A 22,610-nucleotide genomic window follows, 5' to 3' on the forward strand; every position below is an offset into this window, starting at 1 on the left:
CGGCGGGAGGCAGGAGGCGTCATCGACCGGAACGCGAGAAGCGTTCACGAACCGGGATCGACGGTCTCATCTGCTGCGCTGGGACGCGAAGCCTGTCCGGTGTCCATCGTCGCGTCCGTCGTCCGGCCTATGGGCCGTGTACGGCGAATCGCGGCATTGGACCGAAAATGTCTTCCTGCATCACGTTCTTGTAATCTTATGGTCTTATCGGTGACATGGAATGGTCATGCCTGTCAACATGGTGACAACAGGTTTCGCCCCAAAATCGGCATGAGGCATGGCCGACCGGGGATTGGGGCTATATTACAGAGGGATGGGGTCATGAATTTTTCGTCATGATCCCTGGGTGGACGGCGTCGCCGTCGTTCGTCGCCTGTCCCGAAAAGCACGCGGGGTGTCGGAGCGAGCCTGGCGGCCTATCGAGTCTAGATTGGTACTGCCATTGCTGGCTTGGCCAATTGGCCTGTCCGACCATGGGGAAGGGAAGGCGACCGGATCAGTCGCCTTCCCCACGCCATCGCTTCGCGCCCCAGCGCATCAGATCGCGCCCCGTCGAGACGAGGCAGAGGTCGGCGACCCCAAAGCCTAGGCCCAGGCGCGGCCAGCCATGCGCCAGCAGGACCAGCGGCCATGCGATCGCCGCGAGGATCAGCAGCATGCCGAGCGGCCGCGTCACCCGGTTCCACCATCGGCGCGGTTCGACCTCCTGCTCCCAGATGATGACGCTGCCATCGGGCTGGCGCCAGATACCGCGTACTTCCCGCCCGGGATCGCTGCTGACGAAATTACCGGGCGGGTCCCAGGTCACTTCAGGCTGGCCCCGACCAGGACGAGGAGGATGCCGGGATCGATCTTTGCGGGATCGATATAAAAGCTGGTCGACATGGGGTCGTTCGCAAGGACCGCGACGTCTTCGAAGCCCAGCTTCCGGCATTTTTCGGGATCGACGCGGGTATAGCAGCGCAGACGCTCACCTGCGGTCGTCAGGCGGACCGCGATGGTCCGTTGCCCCTTGATGCGCATGCGCAGATCCGGAATCTCGGTGAAATAGAGTTCCAGACCGGCCGGGGAGGCATCGATCAACGTATTGATGAATTGGCTCCCCGCCGGGCTCAACCCGTTGCGGAATGTAAGCTCGCTCAAACTCAGTCCTTCCTCTTCTGCGATTTCAAGCGTCTCGGCATCGGACGTATCGAGATAGGCTTCGACGACGCCGGCGGGGGCAGGGGCATGCTGTGCGTTGCGCGGTTCGGATTCGACGCGCTGGAAGGCGGCAAGCTCCTGCGGCAACGCCGCCGCCATCGCCGCTTCGACCTCGGCCTCGCCGATAGGGTCGCGCTGTGTGCCGAGCGCGATGGCCGCATTGCAGATCGGCTGGAAGCTGTTCACCAACAGCGTCTCGGCGGGGCGCAGCCATTGTTCGCGCGCCCATGCACCCCGCTCGCGTCCCTCCGCGCCAGCCAGCCGCTCGGGCCATCCTGCTGCGACGGGCTGGAACAGACAGGTGATGCGGTCGAGCATGTCGTCCTCATGGCCCGGCCCGAACACGTCCCAGTGGCGCGCGGCGAAGACGGCCTTTTGCGCGGTGCAATGGGCTCCGCTGAGCAAAGGATGCGCGGGCAGCGCGGCAAGGTCGGTCGCGCGCCCGTCTGGCAGACAGGCGGCCAGCGCCTCGGTGACCGGATCGCCCGCCTGCGCGTCGAGCAGGCGGCGCAGCGAGGCGCGGCTGAAGCTGATGCGCGGCGATCGCATCGTCTGCCCGACGACGTGCAGCACCCAGCGATGAAGGACGGAATAGTCCGCGCCCGCCTGTTCGCCGACGTGCAGCCCGATGTAGAAGAGCGCCCCGTCGAGGAACAGGGCATAGAGCCCCGGCCCGCACAGATCGTCCGGGATGCGATCGACCGCCACGTCGGCGATCTGGTTCGCCCAGTCCGGCTTGCCGTCCGGCGGCGTGACGGTTCGCAATTTCATGAGCTGTGATGCGCGATAGATGGGCATTGCGGTTCCTTGCCAGTGACCGCGCGGTCATCGGCGCAAGTGGCGGGCACGGCCTATCCGGGAAATACCCCGATAGCCGCTGGCGAACCGATCCGGCTAAGGAGTCGGCGATGATTCCGGTCCGCGCTTTCCTGTCGTCCCTGCTCCGTTCGGTGCGCCCCCGCCGCGCCGACCTGCCCTGGATCGCGGGCTATGCGGTCGCGTTCCTGGTGTCGCACCATGTCGCCGCGATGTGGGGTGGGCAGGGCTTTTACTCGCTGCTCTATCCGGCCGCGGGCCTTCGGATCGCGTTGCTATGGAGCCGGGGGCCGCGCCTGACCCCCGCGATCGCCATGGCCGAGCTGGTCGTTCAGACGGCCAACGGCGTGATCGTGCCGGGCGCGCCGGGCTGGATCATGGCGATGATCGGCGTCGCGCGACCGCCGCTGACCTATGGCGCGGTGGTGTGGGCGGTCCGGCGACTGGCGCCGCATCTGCGATCGACCCTCGGCGTCGCGCCGATGCCGCTCGCCATCGGATCGGTCGCGGCCCCGGTCGCGGTGTCGCTCGCGTCGTTGCCCTGGGCTTTGTGGCATCCCGAACTGACCGGGGCGGAGGGCGCGTCGCGCCTCGTCGCGTCGCTGACCAATTTCATGGTTGGCGACCTGCTGGGCGTCATGCTGGTGGCGCCGCCGCTGCTCTGGGCGGTGCAGGGCGCGCCCGGATGGCGAGGGGTGGCGCGGATCGATCGGGGGCGGATGCTGGCGCTGGGCGAGGCGGCGCTGGTGCTCGGCACCGCCATGGCGCTGGCGGTGCTGCTGGCGGCGGTCGGGCTGGGCACGCCGGTGACGCCGGGGCTGCTGGCGGTGGCCTGGATCGGGCTGCGCTTCGGCCGGACGGCGGGCTGGTGCGCGGTGCTCGTCGTCGCGGCGATCACCCTGCCGTTCACCACCGGCCCGCTGCCGCTGGCCGAGCGGCTCGCGCTGCACATGAGCTTGGCGTCGGTGGTCGTGGTCGGCTATCTCGCGGGCAGCTTTTCCGACGCACAGGCCAAGGCGCAGGTCGATCTGGCCCGGCGCGACCGGATGCTGTTCCAGGCCGAGCGGCTGAAGACGTTGCGCGCCATGTCGGTCGCGGTCATCCACGAGATCAGCCAGCCCCTGTCCACGATCGCCATCGAGGCGAGCCATTTGCGGGTGATCGCGGCAGATGCCGATCCCGAAATCGCCGAGGCCGCCGCGCTGATCGACCGCAAGGCGGCGACCCTGTCGCAGCTGGTGCGCCGCCTGCGCCGCTTTGGCGGGCGCGCGGTCGACGAACCCAGCGCGCTGCCGGTCGCGGCACTGATCGATATGGTCGCCGCGCTGGTCGGGCCGGAGGCGAAGGCGGCGCGGACCGTGCTGACCATCGATCCGATCGATTCGAACCTGTTCGTGCTGGGGCAGGAGATCGAATTGTCGCAGGCCATGGTAAACCTCGTTCGCAACGCCTTGCAGGCCTGCGATGGTTCGGTCGGGATCGCGGCGGCTCGAGAGGGGGACATGGTCCAGATCGGCATCCGCAACCGCTGCGCACCGGACCAGGCGATGCGGCCGGGCATGGGGGTCGGCGGGCTGGTGGCGCGCGCCATCGTCGAGGCGCATGGCGGGACGCTGACCCGGCAAGCCAATGCGGCAGGGGATGTCTGCGCCACGCTCACCCTGCCGCTCGCGGGGGCGGGGCAATGAGCGAGGGGGGCCCGGACACCGCGCGCTCGATCGTCTATATCGTCGATGACGACCGCGATCTGGGGGCGGCGGTTGCGCGGCTGCTGGTCCGCCATGGCCATGCCGCCGAACCGTTTCTCGACCCCGCCATCCTCTTGTCGGCCTATGCCGATGCGCCCGCGCACTGTGTCGTGACCGACATCATGATGGGCGATCTCGACGGTTTCGGTTTCGCCGACCGGGTGCGCGAGATCGATCCGGCGGTCGCCATCGTGTTCATGACGGCATGGCCGACCACCGCCAATGCGGTCGACTCGGTGCGGCGCTATGGCGGGCTCGACTATCTCGAAAAGCCGTTCGACGAACGTCGCCTGATCGCGGCGGTGGCCGAGGGGGTCGCCTGGTCGCGGCATCAGCGCGCCGTTCGCGCGCGCACCGCCGCGCTGACCGCGCGCGAACGGCAGGTCTTCGACCTGGTGGTGCTGGGCCATAGCAGCAAGGTGGTGGCGCACCTCCTGGGGCTCAGCATCAAGACGGTCGAGGATCACCGCGCCGCGATCATGGCCAAGACGGGAGCCAACGGCCTGGCCCAGCTGATCGCGCTCGCCCGCTAATGCCTGTCCCGCAAGATCCAGGAGGAACGATGCCGACCCTGCCCAGTCCCGAGGAGGCGCGGATGGATGCCGTGATCCTGGCGATGCTCGACCGAGAGCGCGAACTCTATCCCTCGCAGATGTTCGCCGTCCTGCGGCGCGATCATGGCGACCTTCCGCTGCTGCGGACCCGCGCGGTGCTGGCGCGTCTGTTCGCCGAGCGGCGCGTGGCCCGGTTGTGGCAACGTTATCTTCTGCCCCGCGACATAAAGGCCGTCCGCGCCGACTGGCTGGCCAGGATCGATCGCCATGCCGCGCTGCTCGATGCCATGGAGGATGACGAGGCGTCGGATGACGCCCGCGACATGCTCCGCCGCTGGACCGGATGGGGCGTGGAGGGCTGCGACTTTGCCTCGTGATCGCATGGCGATGACGCCCGCCCGGCTGGCCGCCTTCGAACGTTGCCCGCGCCTGTTGTGGCTGATGCGGTTCCGCCCCGATGCGGCGTCGGTCGAGGAGAATGCCGAGGCCGATGCCCGCCGCGCCGCCGCGCAGGTGGTCAAGGCCGAGGCGCAGCGGCAATGTCCCGGCGCGACGGCGATCGACCATGGTCGGGGCTGGCCCGCCGCGGTCGCCGCGACACGCGCCGCCCTGGCCGCGCGGCGCCCCGTCCTGAACGCCGCGTTCGAGCGCGATGGGCTTTGCGCGACGATCGCCATCGCCATGCCCGCGAGCGACGACCGCTGGCGCCTGATCGACGTGCGCAGCGCGACCAAGGCCAAGCCCGAGCATCTGGGCACCGTCGCGACCCAGTGCTGGGCGGCCGAGGGGAGCGGGCTGACGATCGCCTCGGCGGCGGTCCGTCACCTCGACCGGGAATTCGACCTGCCGCCGGGCGGCGACCTTTCGGGCGTCTTCGCGGAAGCCGATGTGACCGATCGGATCGCCGGGGTCGTCGCCGAGCGATCCGCGACCCTAAGCGGCGCGCGGGACGTACTGGCGGGCGACGAACCGCAGACATTGCCGGGTGACCAATGTCGGGCGCCGCATCCGTGCGGCTTCCACGCGCATTGCGGTGCCGGCCTGCCGCCCGGTCCCGAATGGCCGGTGTCGATCCTGCCGCGTGGCGCGGGAAAGCGGTTCGCGGCACGCGGCGTCGACGATCTGACCCGCGTGCCGGTGGACGAACTCCGATCCGATACCGACCGCCGGATTCAGCGGGCGACGATGACGGGCGCCGTCGAGCATGATCCGGCGGGCGCGGCGGCGGCGACCCGCGACTGGGCCTATCCCCGCATCTGGCTTGATTTCGAAACCGTGTCGCGCGCGCTGCCGGTCTGGCCGGGCAGCCGCCCCTATGAACAGGTGCCGTTCCAGTTCGTCGCCGATATCGAGGAGGCCGATGGCCGCATCGCCCGCCGCGAATTCCTGTCGCTCGACGGCCTTGATCCTCGTCGTGCCTGTGCCGAGGCGCTGGCCGCGCTGCCCGCCACCGGCGCGGTGATCGCGTGGCATGCCAGTTTCGAGCGTGGGGTGATCGAACGGCTCGCGCTGTGCTTTACCGATCTGGCGGCGCCGCTGACCAGCCTGGCGGACCGGATCGTCGACCTGCTGCCCGTCGCGCGCGATCACTGGTATCACCGCGACCAGCGCGGCAGCTGGTCGATCAAGGCGGTGCTGCCGACGATCGCGCCGCATCTCGACTATGCCGGGCTGGCGGTGAAGCAGGGCGGCGATGCGGTCGAAGCCTATCTGGAGGCCAGCGCGCCCGACTGCTCGCCGGGTCGCCGCATGGCGCTCGACCAGGCCCTGCGGCTCTATTGCGGGCGGGATGTGGAGGCGATGCGGGTGATCCATCGCCGCCTGATCGACCCCGCGATCCCGACCGGCGGGGCGGCGGTCTGGGCGAAGCCCGGGTCGGCATGCTAGGGCGCGCGCCATGTCGAAATCCCGAAACAATGCCGGTACGGTCGAAGTCGATGGCGCCCGATATGACTGGCACCTGCACAGCGAACCCCATCAGTCGGATGACGAGGGGTGGAAGGGCATGACGATCGGGCTTCTCCAGCACGACGCCAAGCGCGAAGCCCTGGTCGAATTCCCGCCGCCCAAGCGGCTGTTGAAGGGGTTGCCGCGCGGCCGCCTTCAACTCGACGATGCGACAATCACGCGCTGCGTCCGCGCGGCCCTGTCCGCGGGCTGGGAACCGACGTCGCGCGGTCGGCCGGTGGTGGTCGTCGTCGACTCCGACGGCAATTGATCCGGCGGCGGGGCGAGCCCGTCACGGGCTGGGCGGGGCGCTCTGCATCTCGAAGGTGAACCACGCCCCGTCGGCGTGATCGTATAGCTGCACCATCTGGTCGGCCACCTTGGCGGTGAAGTGGCTGGAGCTGCTCCTGTCATAGCCCCGCGCCGCGTCGTCCTCGACCTCCATATGGATCGCGGCGTCGGCGCCGGTGTCGAGCAGTTCGGGCAGGGTGCCGCCGAACTTCGCGTTGCGCTCTCCGTCATAGCCCTGGAGATGCGGCCCCCGCGCCTCCGCCGCGATCCGAAGATGCCGGGCCGTGGACTGGTCGTAGAGCCCGGCCACCTTGCGGCCGGTGACGAAGGCATGGACCGAGGCGGCGACGATCGCGCGGATATGGGGTTGCATGGCTTTGCCTGACACAAGCCATGGGCGGGATCAACATGGCTCGGCCCCTGGGCGGTCCGCCGCTATCCGGGCGGCGCGAAAATATGCTGTGTTAAGTCTTTGCCGTCGCGGCATTTTGCCAAGGGTAGCGGCTGGCCCGCCGGGCTTATCTCCGTCGTGCAGCAATGGGCTGCACGACAGAGAGTATGATCCATGACCGCTTACGACATCAAACTGGCCGCCGACCGCCGCGATCGGCCAACCGCCACGGCCGCGGTGCCGACGGCCAGCGCCATGCTTCGCTTCGAGCAACTCGACACCGACTATGACCCGGACACACAGACCCTGTGGACCGATATGCGGGCGCGGACCCGGCCCAGCTTCAACCCCGATCTGCTGCAGGATTTCGTCCGGTGGCAGGACGACATCACCCAACTCGTCGATACGGGGGCGATGCCGATCCGCTATCTGGTGCTCGGTTCGCGCTTCCCCGGCGTCTTCTCGCTGGGCGGCGACCTGCACCTGTTCGCGCACGCCATCCGCACCCGCGACCATGCCGCGCTGGTCCGCTACGGCCATCGCTGCGTGCAGATCCTCTACCGCAACATGCGCGGGCTGGACCGCCCGATCGTCACCATCGCGCTGGCCGAGGGCGATGCGCTGGGCGGCGGGTTCGAGGCGCTCCTGTCCTTCCACGTCGTCATCGCCGAGCGCGGCGCGAGTTTCGGATTGCCCGAGACCATGTTCGGCCTGTTCCCCGGCATGGGGGCGCATTGCTTCCTGTCGCGGCGGCTGGGCGCAGCACGGGCGGAGCAGATGATCCTCAGCGGCCGGACCTATAGCGCCGAGGAGCTGTACGAGATGGGGCTGGTCCATGGCCTGGCGGCGCCGGGCGAGGGGCGGCGGATGGTCGCCGACTATATCCGCCAGAACCAGAGGCGGCACAGCGCGCATTGCGCCATCTATGAGGCGTCGCGCGCGGTCAATCCGTTGCCGCTCGAAGAGCTGGAGGCGGTGGTCGACCTGTGGGCGGATGCCGCACTCCGGCTGACCGAGGGCGATTTGAAACGGATGGAGCGGCTGGTCGCCGCGCAGACCCGCCTGCGGGACAAGGCGGCGCGCTGATCAACCGGCCTCGGGCAGGGGATGCTCCTGCCCGGGGTCTGGCGCGGCGACCGCGTGGTCGGTGAACAGCCCGGCCATCTGCTCGGCGGTCATCGGCCGGGCCAGCAGGAAACCTTGCACCGCATCGCACCGCGTCCGGCGCAACTGGTCGAGCTGGGCAGGCGTCTCCACCCCCTCGACCACGGTCCGCATCCCCAGCTTGGCGGCGAGATCGACGATCGTCTGGATGATCGCGATCGAGGCGGGATTATGCTCCAGGTCGACGACGAAGGACCGGTCGATCTTCAGCGTCTGGAACGGAAACTGGGTGAGGTAGCTGAGCGAGGAATAGCCCGTCCCGAAATCGTCCAGTGTGGTGCACACGTCGATCCGGTTGAGTTCGGTCAGCGCCGCAAGCGAGCGTTCGACATCGTCGAGCAGGACCGTCTCGGTCACCTCCAGCGTCAATCGCTTCGGGGGCAGGCCGCTGGTGCGGAGCGCGCTCAGGACCGTGGCGGTCAGGTCGGGCGTGCGCAGCTGCACGGGCGACAGGTTGACCGCGACCGTGACCTCGGGGGGCCATGCGCTGGCGGTGCGACAGGCCTGGTGCAGGACCCGGTCGCCGATCGCGACGATCAGGCCGTTCTCCTCGGCGATCGGGATGAACTCGCCCGGCGAGATCGGGCCGAATTCCGGGCTGTTCCACCGCAACAGCGCCTCGCAGGAGGTGATGCCGCCCTGCGCCAGCCCGTAGATCGGCTGGAAGAGCAGGTGGAACTCGCCCCGCTCCAGCGCGCCCTCCATCGCCGCGTCGAGCTGGCGACGGCGTTCGATCTTCTCGTCCATCAGCGGCTCATAGAGGTGGAAGCGCCCGCGCCCGCTTTCCTTGGCGCGGTACAGCGCCAGATCGGCATTCTTCAGCAGGGTGTCCGCGTCGCAGCCATCGTCGGGCGCGACGGCCGCGCCGATCGAGGCGGAACTGCGCAGCCTGTGCCCGCCGAACGGCACCGGCTGTCGCACCAGATCGAGAATCGTCGTGCCGATGCTCTCGGCCGTCTCGGTCTGGGCGATATGGCACAGCACCGCGAATTCGTCGCCGCCCAGCCGCGCGACGATGCCGCTGTCGCCGAACCGCGCATCCAGCCGCCGCGCGACCGCGACCAGCAACTCGTTGCCCGCCAGATGGCCGAAGGAATCATTCACCTCCTTGAACCGGTCGAGGTCGAGCCAGAGCAGCGCCAGCTTGCCGCCCGATGCGGACAGCCCGCCGAGCCGCTCCTCGAAATGCTCGCGAAAGGCGGTGCGGTTGGCCACGCCGGTCAGATCGTCGCGCCGCGCCATGCGCGCATGATGTTCGGCCAGCGCGGCCTTTTCCTCGGAGGCGACGGTGGCGCGCAGGATCACGGCATAGGTCTGCTGGGTGATGTCCAGCATCGCGATGACGAAGAGCAGGATGACCGCCGCCATCAGCGCCTTGAGCGGATGCAGCGGGATCAGCAGCCCCAGCGCCAGCGGCAGCGAGGCGCAGCAGAGTTGTGATAGCGCGATCAGCGGCCGCCCGGCATTGCGCCCCGCAATCCCCGCCGCATAGCCGATCGCGGTCGTGACGGACAGGAGATGGAGGACGCCGTCCTCGGTCCGGGTCAGCGTCAGCAGCCCGAACAGACCCAGCAGCGCGGAATAGCTCAGGGCCCCCAGGCGATAGCCGCGTTCCTGCTCGCGCACCGTGATCGATCCGCGCATCGACAGCGTGTCGATGATCCGGCCCAGCCCGACCAGGCCGATGCCGATCGCACAGGCGATCAGCCAATGATCGTCGCTATACCAGGCGACCACCGCCGCGATCGCGCTGCTGGTCAGCGCCCCGATGACCAAGGAGCGGGGAGACGCATAGAGCGAGTCCACCAACACGGCGCGAACCTGCGACGAGATTTGGTGATCGGCCTGCCGCAATCGCTTCATCCGGAGGATTATGCGTTTCATATCAATCTCCTGACCGGTGACTAACGCATCTTTTCCGGGTGTCGATAGGGCTTGCTCCTCCCCTGTATCTGCGGATGCGGGCGACGGGGCGCCCGGTTCGCCGGAACGCCGTGGTCCCTATCGCTTCAGCCGGGCGGCCAGGGCCAGACCCGCCGCGATCTGGAGCAGGCCATAGGCGCGTCGCCGCATCGGGTGCCCGGCGAAGGGGCGGACCATCCCGTCCACCGCGCAGACCCGCGACCGCCACAGCGCGACATGCCGTGTCGGCTGCAACAGGCCCAGCATTCCGTCGCCGATCATGAAGACCGCCGCCATCTCGCCTGTGCGGCGGATGCCGATCCGGCTTGTGCTGGGGTCGATCATGCTGGCTCTCCGAAAAGGCCCCAATGCGGCAGATTGGGATCGGTACCATGATCGGTCGGCCATCGGACATTTCGTGACGCGTATCGCATCGACGCCGCCGCGCCTTTGATGAAAATCAATTTATCTTGGGACTTCAAGACCCTTGGCGCGTTGAGGCGCTTACAGAAACAAGGGGCAAGACGATGGCGCGGATATACCGGCTGGTCCTCGCATGGTGCGTGGCGATCCTGGGCGGCTTCTTTGCGGTGGCCGGGGGCGTGCTCGCATCGCTGGGCGGATCGCCCTATTATCTGGTCGTCGGTGTCGCGATGGTCGCGAGCGGGGCGCTGCTCGGACGGGGGAGCCCGCTGGGGCGCTGGCTGTTCGTCGCCATCTGGGTCGGGACGCTGATCTGGTCGCTCTGGGAGGTGGGGCTGGACGGGCTCCAGCTCGTCCCGCGGCTGGTCGCGCCGACCGTGCTGCTCGGCCTCGTGTTGCTGACGGGGCTGCATGGCCGATCCTGGCGGTCGCGCGCGCGGGCGGTGCCCGCGCTGGCGGCGGGGCTGGTCGCGCTGGGGATCGGCGCCTGGGGGCTGCGAGGGCAGGGCGTCGAGGCGCAGCAGGCCCCGACCGGCGTCGCGCTGCCCGCCGCGCCGACCGGGGAAGCGGATGGCGACTGGCGCGATTATGGCGGCACCCTGTCGGGGCGGCGTTACTCGGCGCTGGCGGACATCACGCCGCAGAATGTCGGGCGGCTCGAACTCGCCTGGACCCAGCGGACCGGCGACCTGCCGATGGCGGCGGAGAGCCAGACGCACAAGCGCGAATATCATTCGGAAGCGACGCCGATCCATATCGGCGACACGCTCTATACCTGTACGCCGCATTCCTTCGTCCAGGCGATCGACGCGACGACCGGCAAGACGAAATGGAGCTGGCACGAGGACGCGCCGATCCAGGGCAACAACTATCTGGTGTGCCGCGGCGTCACCTATTTCGAGGCGCCTGCGGGGACGCCGTGCCCGCATCGCATCTTCGCGCCGACCTTCAACGCGCGGCTCGTCGCGCTCGATGCGGATACGGGGCGGCCCTGCACCGGCTTTGCCAACAACGGCGCGATCGACCTGCGCACCAATATGGGCACGTCGCGACCGTCCGACCAGATCGGCACGACGCCGCCGGTCGTGGTCAATGGCCGGCTGATCATCGGCGAGCGGATCATCGACAACGTCAATCGCGACATCCCCTCGGGCGTGGTGCGCGCCTATGATCCGGTATCGGGCGCGCCGGTCTGGGCCTGGGACGTGGGCCGGTCGCAGGATGCGATCGCGCCGCTGCCCGAAGGCCAGACCTATACGCGCGGCACCCCCAATGTGTGGGGGGCGATCACCGCCGATGCGGCGAACGGCATCGTCTATCTGGGGACGGGCAATGCTTCGCCCGATTACTGGATCGGCTATCGCCGTCCGTTCGACGACCGATTCGGCTCGTCGATCGTCGCGCTCGACATCGCCACCGGCAAGCTGCGCTGGACGCGGCAGCTGGTCCACCGCGACATGTGGGACATGGACCTGCCGATCGGTCCCTCGCTGTTCGACTATCGCGCGCCCGACGGCCGGGTGATCCCGGCGCTGATCCAGACGACCAAGATGGGGCAGGTCTATTTCCTCAACCGGCTGACCGGCGCCCCGATCGCGGCGATCACCGAAAAGCCGGTGCGCACCGACGGCGCGACGCCAGGCGTGCGCGTGTCGCCGACCCAGCCCTTCTCGACCGGGATGCCCAGCTTCACCCCGCCCGCGCCGACCGAGGTCGCGACCTGGGGCGCGACGCCGATCGACCAGCTCTTCTGCCGCATCGACATCCGCCGCGCGCAGGGCACGGGCATCTATCAGCCGATGGGCCTGCGGCCGATCATCGGCCATCCCGCCTTTGACGGCGTCACCGACTGGGGCGGGGCCGCCGTCGATCCGGTGCGGGGCATCATGACGGTCAACACGATGGAGATGCCGTTCAAGCTGTGGCTGATGCGCCGCGACGACCCGCGCGTCGCATCGCTGATGAAGCAGAAACAGGGCGGCGAGAACGCCAAGCAGGCGCAGCTCCAGACCCAGTACAACACCCCCTATGTCGCGGTGGTGAAGGCGTGGGTGGGAATCTTCGGCGCGCCCTGCGTCGCGCCGCCCTGGGGTCATCTGACTGCGGTCGATCTCGGCACCCGGCGCATCCTGTGGAAGAAGGTGCTGGGCACCGCACAGGATACCGGGCTGTTCGGATCGCATCTGGGCGTGCCGTTGAAGACCGGGGTGCCCAATCTGGGCGGCTCGATCATCACCGCGGGCGGGCTGGCGTTCATCGGCGCGACGACCGACCAGTATCTGCGCGCCTATGACCTGAACACCGGCAAGGTGGTGTGGCGGGCGCGGCTGCCCGCCGGGGCGCAGGCGACGCCGATGACCTATCGCGGGCGCGACGGCCGCCAGTACGTCGTCATCACCGCCGGTGGCCATGGCGCGCTGGGGACGCGCTATGGCGACTATACGCTGGCCTATGCGCTGCCCAAGGCGAGTTGAGGAAGCGAGGCGGCGGCAGGATCGCCTGCCGCCGCCGGGCGGGCCGCTCTATCCGACCGCGCCCGTCAGCCTTTCCCAATTGCCATGCGCCAGTCCCCGCCGTGCCGCCTCGTCGAGCGGGACGGTATCGAGGAACCGGCGCGGGGCTCCGCCGGGCCGGTATTGATAGGGGAAGTCGGTCGAGAAGAGCAGCCGCTCCGGCCCGACGATCTCGAGGCAGCGTTGCAGATAGGCCTCGCTCCACATGCCGCTGCCGGTGACGTAGAGATTGCGCCGGGCATAGTCCGCCAACGGGCGTTGCAGGGTCAGCGCGCGTTCGAAGACGGCGGCGGTCCGCTCCAGATAGAACAGCACCACCTCGCCCCAATGGCCCAGGATGATCTGGAGGTCGGGCAGCGCATCGAAGACGCCGGCCGCCGCCAGCCTGATCCATTGCAGCCCGGCCTCGTAATGCCAGCCCAGCCCGAAGGCGGCGAGCGCGAGGTCCGCCGTCTCGCCGATCCCCGAATAATTGGCCCGGCGCACCTCGGCCAGCGGCGTCTGCGGATGGATGAACAGCGGCACGCCGAGCGCCGCCGCGCGGGCCAGCAGCGGGCGGAAGTCGGGATGATCCAGATGGCGCTCGCGCGTCCGCCCGCACAACAGCGCGCCCTTCAGCCCCAGCTCGCGCACCGCGCGCTCCAGCTCGCGCGGCGCGGCCTCCGCGTCGGGCGTCGGTAGCGCGGCCAGCCCCTGGAAGCGGTCGGGATGCCGCGTGCACGCCTCGGCGATCCGGTCGTTGACCCGCCGCGCCATGTCGACCGCAACGCCGGGCGCCAGATTGTGGAGCCCCGGCGTGGTGAGCGACAGGACCTGCACGTCGACGCCCTGCTCGTCCATCAGCGCGATCCGGGCTTCGCCCAGATCGGCCAGCCGCCGCCCATTCTCGCCGCCATCGGCAAAGGCTGAGACGGGGTCGTGCGGCGGCGGGGCCGCCTGCCACGCGTCGCGCACCTCCTGCGGCAGGATATGTTCCTCGATCGCAATCAGACGCATCGGCAGGTCCTTACGAAGAAGGCATTTATAGCCCTGCGCCCGGCGCACGGGAAGCGCGGCGGCACGGGTCAGGCATCGCCCGCCTTGCGCTGGGCGGCGGCGCGTTCGGTCAGCGTCTTGAGCGTTTCGTCGAACCGACCTTCGCGTTCCGCCTGACGCAGGAACTGCACCTCGTCGACCAGGATCTCGGACGGGGTCGGGGCTTGGGCGAACTGCGCGGCGACGGCATCGGCAAAGGCTTCCAACGGCATATAGCCCGGACGCCTGGCCTGGCCCGGCGTCAGGTCGGTCTGGACGCCCGGTGGGGCCAGCTCGATGACCTCGACCTTGCCCGCCAGCTGGGTGCGCAGCGAGACGGTGTAGGAATGGATCGCCGCCTTGGTCGCCGAATAGGTCGGCGTGGCCACCAGCGGCACGAAGGCCAGGCCCGAGGTGACGTTGACGATCGCCGCATCGGGCTGGGCGACCAGATGGTCGATCAACGCGTTGGTCAGCCGGATCGGGCCGAGCAGATTGGTCGTCACCGTCGCCTCGGCATCGGGCAGATCGCGTCGGCCGGTCAGGTCCTCGAACCGCATGATCCCGGCATTGTTGAACAGGATGTTCAGCGCGGGGAAGTCGGCGACGATCTGCCGCGCAAAGGTCTGGACGGCGGCATCGTCCTCGACGTCGAGCACGGCGGTATGGATACGCTCCCGCCCCGCCGCCGCGCGGTCCAGCGCATCCTGCCGCCGCCCGGCGATGATGACGGTATCGCCGCGATCGTGGAACCGGTGCGCCAGCGCTTCGCCGATGCCGCTGCCGCCGCCGGTCATCAGGATCGTATTGCCATTGGTCTTCATGGGGTTGCTCCTTCCCGCCGGGGCGGGATCATGGTCGGGGGAATCCTCGGCAGGGGAACTCGATACGATCCCTGCCTGTTCCGGGGCCGAAGCGGGCGGCCATGCGTCCGATCGCGGCCGAAGGCGGGGGCGACCAGCAGATGCGGCATGGCCAGCGCCGCGATCGCGGCGAACAGGCCGCGAATGCCGCTCGCCTCGACATGCAGGAACAGCGTCACGACCAACCCGGCGAGCAGCACCGCCGCGATCAGGATCGGGCCCGTCCGGCGCAGATAGGCGCGGTGGCTCGCACAGCCCATCCGCCGTCGTCGCTCGTCGGTCTGCGGCAGCGCGTGGAGAAGGAGGAAGCCGACCGAAAACCCGACCAGCGGCGGTAGGAGAAACAGCGCGGCGGTGGTGATCGCCAGCAACGGATCGCGTCGCCGACCCGCGCGGAGGAACAGCAACGCGCCGGCGACGCCCCCTGCGGCGATCAGGGCGGCCAGGACGGGGGAGGGGATCGGCATGCCGCCCGCCAGCGTCAGCAGCGCTTCATAGCCCTGGGGATGGAGCACCGCCGGTATCGCGATCAGCCCGATCCCGAGCGCCCCGCGCTGGAGCCGCGAAATGGCGGCGTCCTCTTCCGCCGCGAAATGTAGCGCGGAGGCGATCAGGAACAGCGGCAGCGCGATGGCGGGAAAGGCGCTCCACCAGGCCAGGCAGATCAGCGACACGCCGCCGTAGAGCGCGAGGAAGGATCGTCGCTTTGGGGGAGGCACGACCGCCAGGTCGCTCGCTCCATGCGCCATGCCGACGACGCCGATCGCCAGGATCGCAAAGCCGAGCTGCACGCCCAGCGAACCGAAGGAGGCGGCCAGGGCCGCCCCCGCCAGCACACCCCGGCCAAGCGCCAGGGCAGGGCGCGTCACGTGCGCGCGTCGCGGTGGTCGGTCGCGGACCGCAGCGCGTCGTCCAGATTGCGCGCCGCGTAGAAGGCGTAGACGACCTTCGCGACGACATCCATGATCAGGATCGCCCAGACCGAGGTCGGGTCGGAAATGATCTTCAACCCCTCCGGCCCGATCAGGAAGACGATCGGATAGAGGAACCAGATCACCGTCAGGAACGCGACATTCTTGCGATAGGCGGCTCCCATCGCCGCGCCGCGTTCGACCGCCATGGTGCGCAGCGGCCCCCAGAGCAGATAGAGGACACCCGCAAAGGCGGCGCAGGACCAGAGATACCAGACCCATTTCAGCACCGGCACCATCGCCAGCGACGAGATCAGCCCGGTCGCGATCATCAGCACGTCGAGGACGATGATCGCGGTCAGATAGCCGCCGACTTCCCCCGTCCGCCCGCGATCATGAAAGGCCAGCAGCACCAGCCCCGCCAGCAGGATCGGCGTCGTCACCGACCAGTCGGCATAGCGCGCCAGATAGACCACCGATCCGTCGATATGGACCAGCGTACCGATCCCGAACGTCATGGCGAGATAGGCGGTGGCGGCGATGAAGGGCACCGTCGCGTGCAACATGGTGTGGTGCAGGGCGGGGGGCGTTTTGCTGCCCTTGGCATAGATGGCGAGCGAGCCAAGCGACATGATCGTAAAGCCGACCAGAAATGCGATCCATTCCATCGACCACTCTCCCGTTACGGGACGACGGCAGGCCGACCCTGTCGACTTAACCGGGGTTTGGCGGTGTCGATCCGGCATGACGAAAATGTTAATCGGCGGCGGCCCCGCACTGGCTTGCGCGAGGATCGCGTCATGGGCCCGAACCGGCGGTCGCCCCGGTCAGCTCCAGTGGCGCAAGGGGCCGGTGTCGACATGGACGAAGCCGTCATGCGGATAATAGCCGACCCCGCCGCCACGCAGCGACAGCGCCGCGTCGCGCAGCCGGTTGAGCGGCACGCCCGGAATGGCGATGTCGGTCGCCTTGCCCAGCATATGCTGGCTCTTGCTGGCGACGCCGTGCGAACGGGCATGCATCGCGCCGTTGGTCTTGGGGCTGCGATAGCCCGACACCAGCCGCAACGGCTTGTTCGGCGCGATGTCGAGCCGGTCGCGCAGATGGACCAGCAGGTCGAGCAGCCGGGGATCCATCGTCCGCGTCGCGCCGGTCCGCCAGTCGCGCATGGCATGGTTCAGCTCGGCCAGCCCGTCGGCGCGGTAGCGGCCATTGGCGAAGAAACACACGTCGCAGCGTTCGCGGGTATTGGCGTTGACCAGCGCCAGCCGACGCTCCGGCGTGCGCGCCGACACGCGTTCCGACAGGGCCGCCATCACCAGCGCGGCGGTGCCGCCGCTCATCAGGTCTCGGCGTGAAAACAAGGAGTTGGGCAAGGTTCGATTCCGTCGAAGAGGGATGGCCGCTTCTACCGCACAGGGCTTAACACCGTCGCCCGGCCGCCTGCCCCTTGTCGCACCAACGCCACCATTCGCCCGATCCGCAGGCTCGGGAGCCGCTTCGCTCCCCGTGCGTTTCAGGAGCGGAATGAGGGAGTTGCACGTGCATAAACGGATGGGGACGTCACTGGCATTGGGCCTGATACTGTCGGCATGCGGTGGCCAGGTCGCTTCGGATCAGAATGCCTCCGCGCAGGCGGACCAGCCGGCGGGCCCCGCGACCTGGAGCGACCGGACCCGGTCGCAGCTTCGTCAGGCGATCGAGGGACGCGTGGCGCATGGGCTCGACCACATGGCGTTCGATGCGACGGCCAGCGACGACGCCGCGCTCAACGAACAGGCGCTGCGCTATGCCGCGGCGCTGGCGCGCGGCGCGACCGATCCGACCAAGCTGTACGAGGTCTATACCGTGCCCCGGCCCTCGCCCGATCTGAAAGCCGGGCTGGCCGCCGCGCTGCGTGCCGGTAACCTGACCCAGTGGCTCGACGGCCTTGCGCCGCAGGACGCCAATTACAAGCGTCTGTCCGACGCCTATGGGAAGCTGGTCCGCCAGCCGCAAAATCCCGACACCCGGATCGAGGGCAATGGCGAGGCGATCAAGCCCGGTGCGACCGATCCCCGCCTTCCGGCGATCGCGCGCGAGCTGGTCGTGCTCGACTATCTGACGCCCGACGCCGCGCGGGGCGACAGCTATGCGCCCGCCATGGTCGATGCGGTACGCCGGATGCAGGCCGATTACGGGATGAAGCCCGACGGCATCATCGGCAGCGAGGCGCTCGCCATCCTCAACATGTCCGATGCGGACCGCGCGCGCGCGGTGGCGGTCGCGATGGAGCGGCTCCGCTGGCTGGAGCGCCGCCCGCCCGCGACCCGGATCGACGTCAACATCGCCGCCGCGCGCCTGACCTATTGGCGCGACGGCAAGATCGTCGATGCCCGCAAGGTGGTGGTCGGCGAGCCGGATACCGAGACGCCGCAGCTGGGATCGCCGATCTTCCGGCTGGTCGCCAACCCGACCTGGACGGTGCCCCGCTCGATCCAAAAGAAGGAGCTGGCGAAGAAGGGCCCCGGCTATCTCCGCGCGAACAACATGGTGTGGAAGGACGGCTGGATCGTCCAGCAGCCCGGACCCAAGAACTCGCTGGGGCTGGTCAAGTTCGACATGCAGAACGACCATGCCATCTATCTGCACGACACCCCCGCCAAGGCGCTGTTCGGCATGGTCCAGCGACAGCGCAGCCATGGCTGCGTCCGCGTCGAGGACGCGCTGGGCTTTGCCGAGATGCTGGCCAAGGACGAGGGCGTGCTCGACGAATGGCACAAGGCGCGCGAGACCGGCAAGGAGACCTTCGTCAAGCTGCCGCACCAGATTCCCGTCCGGCTGCTCTATCAGACGGTCTTGTTCGACGATGACGGCGAACCGATCGTGCGCAACGATCCCTATGGCTGGGACGACCGGGTCGGTGCCGCGCTGGGCTTCAAGGCGGGCAAGGCCCTGCGGGTCCAGAGCGGCGCGGCCGATGTCGGTCCCTGATCGGGCCGACCGCGTCGCTGGGAGTGTGATCCGCCGCCGCGAAATCGGGCTCGCCTGTTAGCGATAACGCGCTATGATCGCTCGACAATCACCGAATGGGTGGGAGAGGGGAGCGATGATGCGGTTCGATCGAGCATGGATGGCGCTGGCCGTCATGGCCACACCGGCGCTGGCGCAGGATTCCAGGGAACAGGCGCGCGCCATCGCGGGCGAGCCGGTGACCGCGCCGCAAAGGCTGCGGCTGGTCGATCTGCCCAAGGCGACGGGCAGACGGGTCGCGCTGTTCGACGGACGCAGCCTGACGGGCTGGGCCCCCTGGCTGGGCTATGCCGATCCGGCGATCACCTATCGCGCCGACCCTGGTGTGCGCCCGATCGGCACCGGCCGCGATACCGGCGACGACTTCTCGGTCCGGCAGGTGGACGGCGCACCGGCCATCTGGGTGAAGGGGCAGACCTGGGGCAGCCTGGTCCACCGCGCCGATCTGCGCGACTATCATCTGCGGTTGCAGTTCAAATGGGGCGCCAGGACCTGGGCCCCGCGCGCGGATCAGCCGCGCAACAACGGCCTTCTCTATCACAGCCATGGCGTGCCCGGCGAGGTGTTCGGCACCTGGCGACCCTCGGCCGAATTCGAGATCATGACCGGATCGACCGGGATGATCGTCGCGGTCGGGGGCAAGGTGCGCGGGCATACCGATGTCGCCTTCGACCCCAGGCTGATCGCACCGCATCTGCGCTATCGCCTGGGCGGGCGGCAGGTCGATATCGTCAACGGGACGCCGACCTGGAATGTCGAGGCGGCGACTGATGCCGAGCGCCCGATCGGTGCCTGGAACACGCTCGACCTCTATGTCGTGGGCGATCATGCGGTGCATGTGGTCAACGGCGTGCCGGTCGCCGAGGTGCGCGACCTGGCGACGATCGCCCCGGACGGCTCCCGCCAGCCGCTGACCCATGGCCACATCCAGCTTCAGTCCGAGGGCGCCGAAACCTGGTTCCGGGCGATCACGGTCGAGCCGATCAGGACGCTGCCCCGGATCGTCGCGGCAAAGCCATAGGCAACAGCGGGGGCTAACCCCGCAAGCCGGGCAGATTGTCGAGGAAATTGGCGATTTCCCGGCGGCGCAGCCCTTCCTCGGCAAATTCCCCGTCGACCCCCAGCCGCCAGCGCAGGGCGCGGCTGTCGGGTGCGTCGTGCAACGCATCGATCTCGGCGGCGCGGGCCCGGACCTGGTCTTCCTGCTCGGCCAGCCCCACCGCGACCAAGTCGGCCGCCTGCGCCGCGATCGCGATGGCGATCTCGCGCAGGGCGAGTTCGGGATGATATTGCACGCCCCAGAAGACGCCCCGGTCGAAGCGTATCTCGGCGGCCTGGACCTGGGTCACCGCATTGCTCGCCAGCAGCGTGGCGCCGGGCGGCAGTTCCAGCACCTCGTCGCCATGGACCGCCGGGGCGTCCCAGCTGGCCGGGCGGCCCGCGAGCAGCGGATGCGCCCGCCCGGCCTGGGTGGCGCTGATCCGGCGGGCGATCCCCGCCTCCATCCGCTCGGGCATCTTGCGCACCCGCCCGCCCGCGGCGGCGACGGCGATCTGCAACCCCGCACACGACCCGAAGGAGGGCACGCCCGCGGCAAAGACCCGCGTCATGAAGTCGAGCTGGCGGCGCACCTCGGGCCCGTCGTCATAGACGTGCATCGGCGACCCGGTCAGGAATATGGCATCGAACGCCGCCAGCCGCTCGACCGAGGGCATCGCCCCGTCGTCATCGGCGGGCGAGACGATGCTGGTCTCGACCCCCGGCTGCATCTGCTTCAGGGTCGCGGCATAGGTTTCGCCCGAACTCTTGCCGGCCCGCTGCCGCCGTGCCTGGCGTTCGTCGGGCAATTCGCTCTGGGCAATCAGATAATGGGGCACATGCGGCTTTCGATGGTGAGCAGGGGTAACGCCCGGCCCACCGGGTGGCTGCGCAAATGGCTCATCCGGCACGAAAATTCCGGTGGACCATCGGAAGGCCCGGATCGTTGAGCGGGGGATGGCCCCTGCCGCAGACTTCCAGACAGCCCGACCGGCACCATGGCGACCGCGCCGGTTGCTGGTCACCCGCTCCGCAATGACCTTCCCCCATGGCCGCGCCATCGCCGAGCGCGCCGCCGCGCTGGGGGTGGCGGTCGAGGCCCTGTCGGGCGATCGCCTGTCGCTCGACCTGCCCGACGATCCGCGCCGCGCCTATGCCGCCGCCAAGACGACGCTGGCCGTCGTCGTCGCCCCGCCGTCCAAGCGCCGGCTCCAGCCGATCGCCCCCAGCGCGGACTGGCGGATCGATCTGGCCGAAGGATGCCCGGCACATTGCAGCTATTGCTATCTCGCCGGGTCGCTGAAGGGCCCGCCGATCACCCGCGTCTATGCCAATCTGGACGAGATCCTCGACGGCCTTCCGCCCTATCTGGGGCAGGGGCAGATCACCTCGCGCAACCGCGACCGGATGGACGAGGGGACGACGTTCGAGGCGTCCTGCTATACCGACCCCCTGGCGCTGGAGCCGATCACCGGCTCGCTGTCGACGGCGATCGGCTGGTTCGGGCGCTGGGACGCGCCGGTGCAATTGCGCTTTACCAGCAAGTTCGCCGATGTGGGGCCGCTGTTGGACATCGATCACCGGCGACGCACCCGGATGCGCGCCTCGATCAATCCCCGGATGTTCGCCCGGTTCGAGGGCGGCACCTCGCCGGTGGCCGACCGGCTGGCGGCGCTGCGGCGGATGGCGATGGCGGGCTATCCGGTCGGGTTGACCATCGCGCCGATCATCGCGGCGGCGGGCTGGCAACGGGCCTATGCCGAGCTGCTGGCCGATGCCGGGGAGGCGCTCCGGGATGTGGCCGATCTCGACCTGACCGCCGAGTTGATCACCCACCGCTTCACTGCCGGGGCCAAGGCGGTGCTGGACAGCTGGTATCCGGGATCGTCGCTCGACATGGGGGCCGCCAACCGCGTGACCAAGCGGACGAAGTTCGGGACGGAGAAACAGGTCTATGATAGCGCGACGATGCGGGCGCTGCGGACCTTTTTCGAAGCGGAGATCGCATCGGCGCTTCCTTCGGCCCGGATACTCTACTGGACATGACGATCTTCTTCACTGCCGATACGCATTTCGGCGATCACCGCACAATCAACATCTGGAAGCGCCCCTTTGCCAGCGTCGCGGAGATGGATGCACTCCTGATCGATTGCTGGAATGCGGTCGTCGGGCCGGAGGATAGCGTCTGGCATCTGGGCGACGTCGCCAGGCGGCCCGCCGACGTGCCGGGGCTTCTTGCCCGGCTTCACGGCACCAAGCACCTGCTGCGCGGCAATAACGATCCCGACGCCACCCTCACGGCCCGGGGCTGGGCCAGCGTGGGGGATTATGCCGAGATGGAGGTCGACGGCCATCGGCTCGTCCTCTGCCACTATCCCTTTCGCAGCTGGAACGGCCAGCACCAGCGGGCGCTCAATCTCCACGGCCACAGCCATGGGCGGTTGAAGCCGCTGCTGCGCCAATATGATGTCGGCGTCGACGTGCACGACTTCACGCCAGTCACCCTGGAACGCTTGCTCGCGACGCGTGGGGAGCAGGGACGGACTGTCCGAGTGGGATGAATCGCGAGTGATTCTGGTTGGTGATTCGGCGTTGTGACGTATGGGACGGGATAAAGTTCCGGCTGGTATGGGGCAGGCGGTTACCGGCAAAGCATTGTTTTTCGGTATTTTTTCGGAATTTTTCAGAAAAGTGAAAATCTGTTGTTGACGGTTCGGGGCAACCCCGCCTAGAGGGGTTTCACCGCAGCGGTGGCCGACCTGGTCGACCGATGCAGTCACGACAGATCGGCGCACTTGGGGCCCTGGGAACGGGGTTGAA

General features: G+C 68.7%; 22 protein-coding genes. 11 read left to right on the forward strand and 11 right to left on the reverse strand.

Features of this window, described 5'->3' with window-relative positions:
• Positions 1-496: 496 nt before the first annotated feature.
• Positions 497-808 carry a hypothetical protein gene (locus QE360_RS08390; protein WP_309700739.1) on the reverse strand — a complete coding sequence of 104 codons (312 nt, stop codon included), beginning with the start codon at positions 806-808 and terminating at the stop codon, positions 497-499.
• Positions 805-2,001 (reverse strand): hypothetical protein, encoded by a 1,197-nt coding sequence (locus QE360_RS08395; RefSeq protein ID WP_309700741.1) that lies wholly within the window; start codon positions 1,999-2,001, stop codon positions 805-807. The genes QE360_RS08390 and QE360_RS08395 overlap by 4 nt, the downstream gene beginning before the upstream one ends.
• Positions 2,002-2,111: 110 nt before the next feature.
• Here QE360_RS08395 and QE360_RS08400 point away from each other — a divergent pair, with 110 nt between their 5' ends.
• From QE360_RS08400 to QE360_RS08420, 5 genes are read left to right on the forward strand one after another with little or no spacing between them, the layout of a single operon-like run.
• A complete protein-coding gene (locus QE360_RS08400) occupies positions 2,112-3,707 on the forward strand; it encodes a sensor histidine kinase (protein WP_309700744.1) in 1,596 nt (531 codons plus the stop codon).
• On the forward strand, positions 3,704-4,300 hold the full coding sequence (locus QE360_RS08405) for a response regulator (RefSeq protein ID WP_309700746.1): 597 nt from the start codon (positions 3,704-3,706) through the stop codon (positions 4,298-4,300). The genes QE360_RS08400 and QE360_RS08405 overlap by 4 nt, the downstream gene beginning before the upstream one ends.
• Positions 4,301-4,329: 29 nt before the next feature.
• Positions 4,330-4,698 (forward strand): hypothetical protein, encoded by a 369-nt coding sequence (locus QE360_RS08410; protein WP_309700748.1) that lies wholly within the window; start codon positions 4,330-4,332, stop codon positions 4,696-4,698.
• A 4-nt stretch (positions 4,699-4,702) separates the two neighbouring features.
• A complete protein-coding gene (locus QE360_RS08415) occupies positions 4,703-6,208 on the forward strand; it encodes a DUF2779 domain-containing protein (protein WP_309700750.1) in 1,506 nt (501 codons plus the stop codon).
• Between the two features lie 10 nt (positions 6,209-6,218).
• Positions 6,219-6,539 (forward strand): hypothetical protein, encoded by a 321-nt coding sequence (locus QE360_RS08420; RefSeq protein ID WP_307100931.1) that lies wholly within the window; start codon positions 6,219-6,221, stop codon positions 6,537-6,539.
• A 21-nt stretch (positions 6,540-6,560) separates the two neighbouring features.
• Here QE360_RS08420 and QE360_RS08425 read toward each other — a convergent pair whose 3' ends face one another.
• Positions 6,561-6,932, reverse strand: a complete 372-nt coding sequence (locus QE360_RS08425) for a hypothetical protein (protein WP_309700752.1) — start codon at positions 6,930-6,932, stop codon at positions 6,561-6,563.
• A gap of 192 nt (positions 6,933-7,124) precedes the next feature.
• Between QE360_RS08425 and QE360_RS08430 the strand changes: the two genes are divergently transcribed.
• Positions 7,125-8,036 carry a crotonase/enoyl-CoA hydratase family protein gene (locus QE360_RS08430; RefSeq protein ID WP_309700754.1) on the forward strand — a complete coding sequence of 304 codons (912 nt, stop codon included), beginning with the start codon at positions 7,125-7,127 and terminating at the stop codon, positions 8,034-8,036.
• On the opposite strand, the gene QE360_RS08435 is transcribed toward QE360_RS08430, so the two are convergent.
• Together QE360_RS08435 and QE360_RS08440 are read right to left on the reverse strand one after the other, a co-directional pair.
• On the reverse strand, positions 8,037-9,998 hold the full coding sequence (locus QE360_RS08435) for an EAL domain-containing protein (RefSeq protein WP_309700756.1): 1,962 nt from the start codon (positions 9,996-9,998) through the stop codon (positions 8,037-8,039).
• A 117-nt stretch (positions 9,999-10,115) separates the two neighbouring features.
• Positions 10,116-10,361, reverse strand: coding sequence for a hypothetical protein (locus QE360_RS08440; RefSeq protein WP_309700758.1), 246 nt, complete (start codon positions 10,359-10,361; stop codon positions 10,116-10,118).
• 182 nt (positions 10,362-10,543) lie between these two features.
• On the opposite strand from QE360_RS08440, the gene QE360_RS08445 reads away from it, so the two are divergent.
• Positions 10,544-12,913 (forward strand): membrane-bound PQQ-dependent dehydrogenase, glucose/quinate/shikimate family, encoded by a 2,370-nt coding sequence (locus QE360_RS08445; RefSeq protein WP_309700761.1) that lies wholly within the window; start codon positions 10,544-10,546, stop codon positions 12,911-12,913.
• A 48-nt stretch (positions 12,914-12,961) separates the two neighbouring features.
• Here QE360_RS08445 and QE360_RS08450 read toward each other — a convergent pair whose 3' ends face one another.
• The 5 genes from QE360_RS08450 to QE360_RS08470 all read right to left on the reverse strand — a co-directional run bounded on the left by QE360_RS08450 (position 12,962) and on the right by QE360_RS08470 (position 17,083).
• On the reverse strand, positions 12,962-13,948 hold the full coding sequence (locus QE360_RS08450; RefSeq protein ID WP_309700763.1) for an amidohydrolase family protein: 987 nt from the start codon (positions 13,946-13,948) through the stop codon (positions 12,962-12,964).
• Between the two features lie 68 nt (positions 13,949-14,016).
• Complete coding sequence (locus tag QE360_RS08455; protein ID WP_309700765.1) at positions 14,017-14,790, reverse strand: SDR family oxidoreductase; 774 nt, start codon at positions 14,788-14,790, stop codon at positions 14,017-14,019.
• Positions 14,787-15,698 (reverse strand): Brp/Blh family beta-carotene 15,15'-dioxygenase, encoded by a 912-nt coding sequence (locus QE360_RS08460; RefSeq protein WP_309700766.1) that lies wholly within the window; start codon positions 15,696-15,698, stop codon positions 14,787-14,789. The genes QE360_RS08455 and QE360_RS08460 overlap by 4 nt, the downstream gene beginning before the upstream one ends.
• Positions 15,695-16,408 (reverse strand): bacteriorhodopsin, encoded by a 714-nt coding sequence (locus QE360_RS08465; protein ID WP_309700768.1) that lies wholly within the window; start codon positions 16,406-16,408, stop codon positions 15,695-15,697. The genes QE360_RS08460 and QE360_RS08465 overlap by 4 nt, the downstream gene beginning before the upstream one ends.
• A gap of 159 nt (positions 16,409-16,567) precedes the next feature.
• A complete protein-coding gene (locus QE360_RS08470; protein ID WP_373424649.1) occupies positions 16,568-17,083 on the reverse strand; it encodes a DUF882 domain-containing protein in 516 nt (171 codons plus the stop codon).
• 199 nt (positions 17,084-17,282) lie between these two features.
• Here QE360_RS08470 and QE360_RS08475 point away from each other — a divergent pair, with 199 nt between their 5' ends.
• Together QE360_RS08475 and QE360_RS08480 are read left to right on the forward strand one after the other, a co-directional pair.
• The gene (locus tag QE360_RS08475; RefSeq protein ID WP_309700771.1) at positions 17,283-18,713 is read left to right on the forward strand and encodes a L,D-transpeptidase family protein; all 1,431 of its coding nucleotides are present in this window, start codon (positions 17,283-17,285) and stop codon (positions 18,711-18,713) included.
• 115 nt (positions 18,714-18,828) lie between these two features.
• Positions 18,829-19,773: a DUF1080 domain-containing protein gene (locus QE360_RS08480; protein WP_309700773.1), complete on the forward strand. Its 945-nt coding sequence runs from the start codon at positions 18,829-18,831 to the stop codon at positions 19,771-19,773.
• A gap of 13 nt (positions 19,774-19,786) precedes the next feature.
• Here the strand turns inward: QE360_RS08480 and QE360_RS08485 are convergent, their stop codons facing one another.
• The gene (locus QE360_RS08485; RefSeq protein ID WP_309700775.1) at positions 19,787-20,629 is read right to left on the reverse strand and encodes a type 1 glutamine amidotransferase; all 843 of its coding nucleotides are present in this window, start codon (positions 20,627-20,629) and stop codon (positions 19,787-19,789) included.
• A 118-nt stretch (positions 20,630-20,747) separates the two neighbouring features.
• Between QE360_RS08485 and QE360_RS08490 the strand changes: the two genes are divergently transcribed.
• On the forward strand, positions 20,748-21,836 hold the full coding sequence (locus QE360_RS08490; RefSeq protein WP_309700777.1) for a spore photoproduct lyase family protein: 1,089 nt from the start codon (positions 20,748-20,750) through the stop codon (positions 21,834-21,836).
• Positions 21,833-22,351, forward strand: coding sequence for a metallophosphoesterase family protein (locus QE360_RS08495; RefSeq protein WP_309700779.1), 519 nt, complete (start codon positions 21,833-21,835; stop codon positions 22,349-22,351). Before QE360_RS08490 ends, QE360_RS08495 begins: the two co-directional genes overlap by 4 nt.
• The last annotated feature ends 259 nt before the right edge of the window (positions 22,352-22,610 follow it).

The organism is Sphingomonas sp. SORGH_AS_0789 (assembly GCF_031453055.1).
Lineage (GTDB): Bacteria > Pseudomonadota > Alphaproteobacteria > Sphingomonadales > Sphingomonadaceae > Sphingomonas.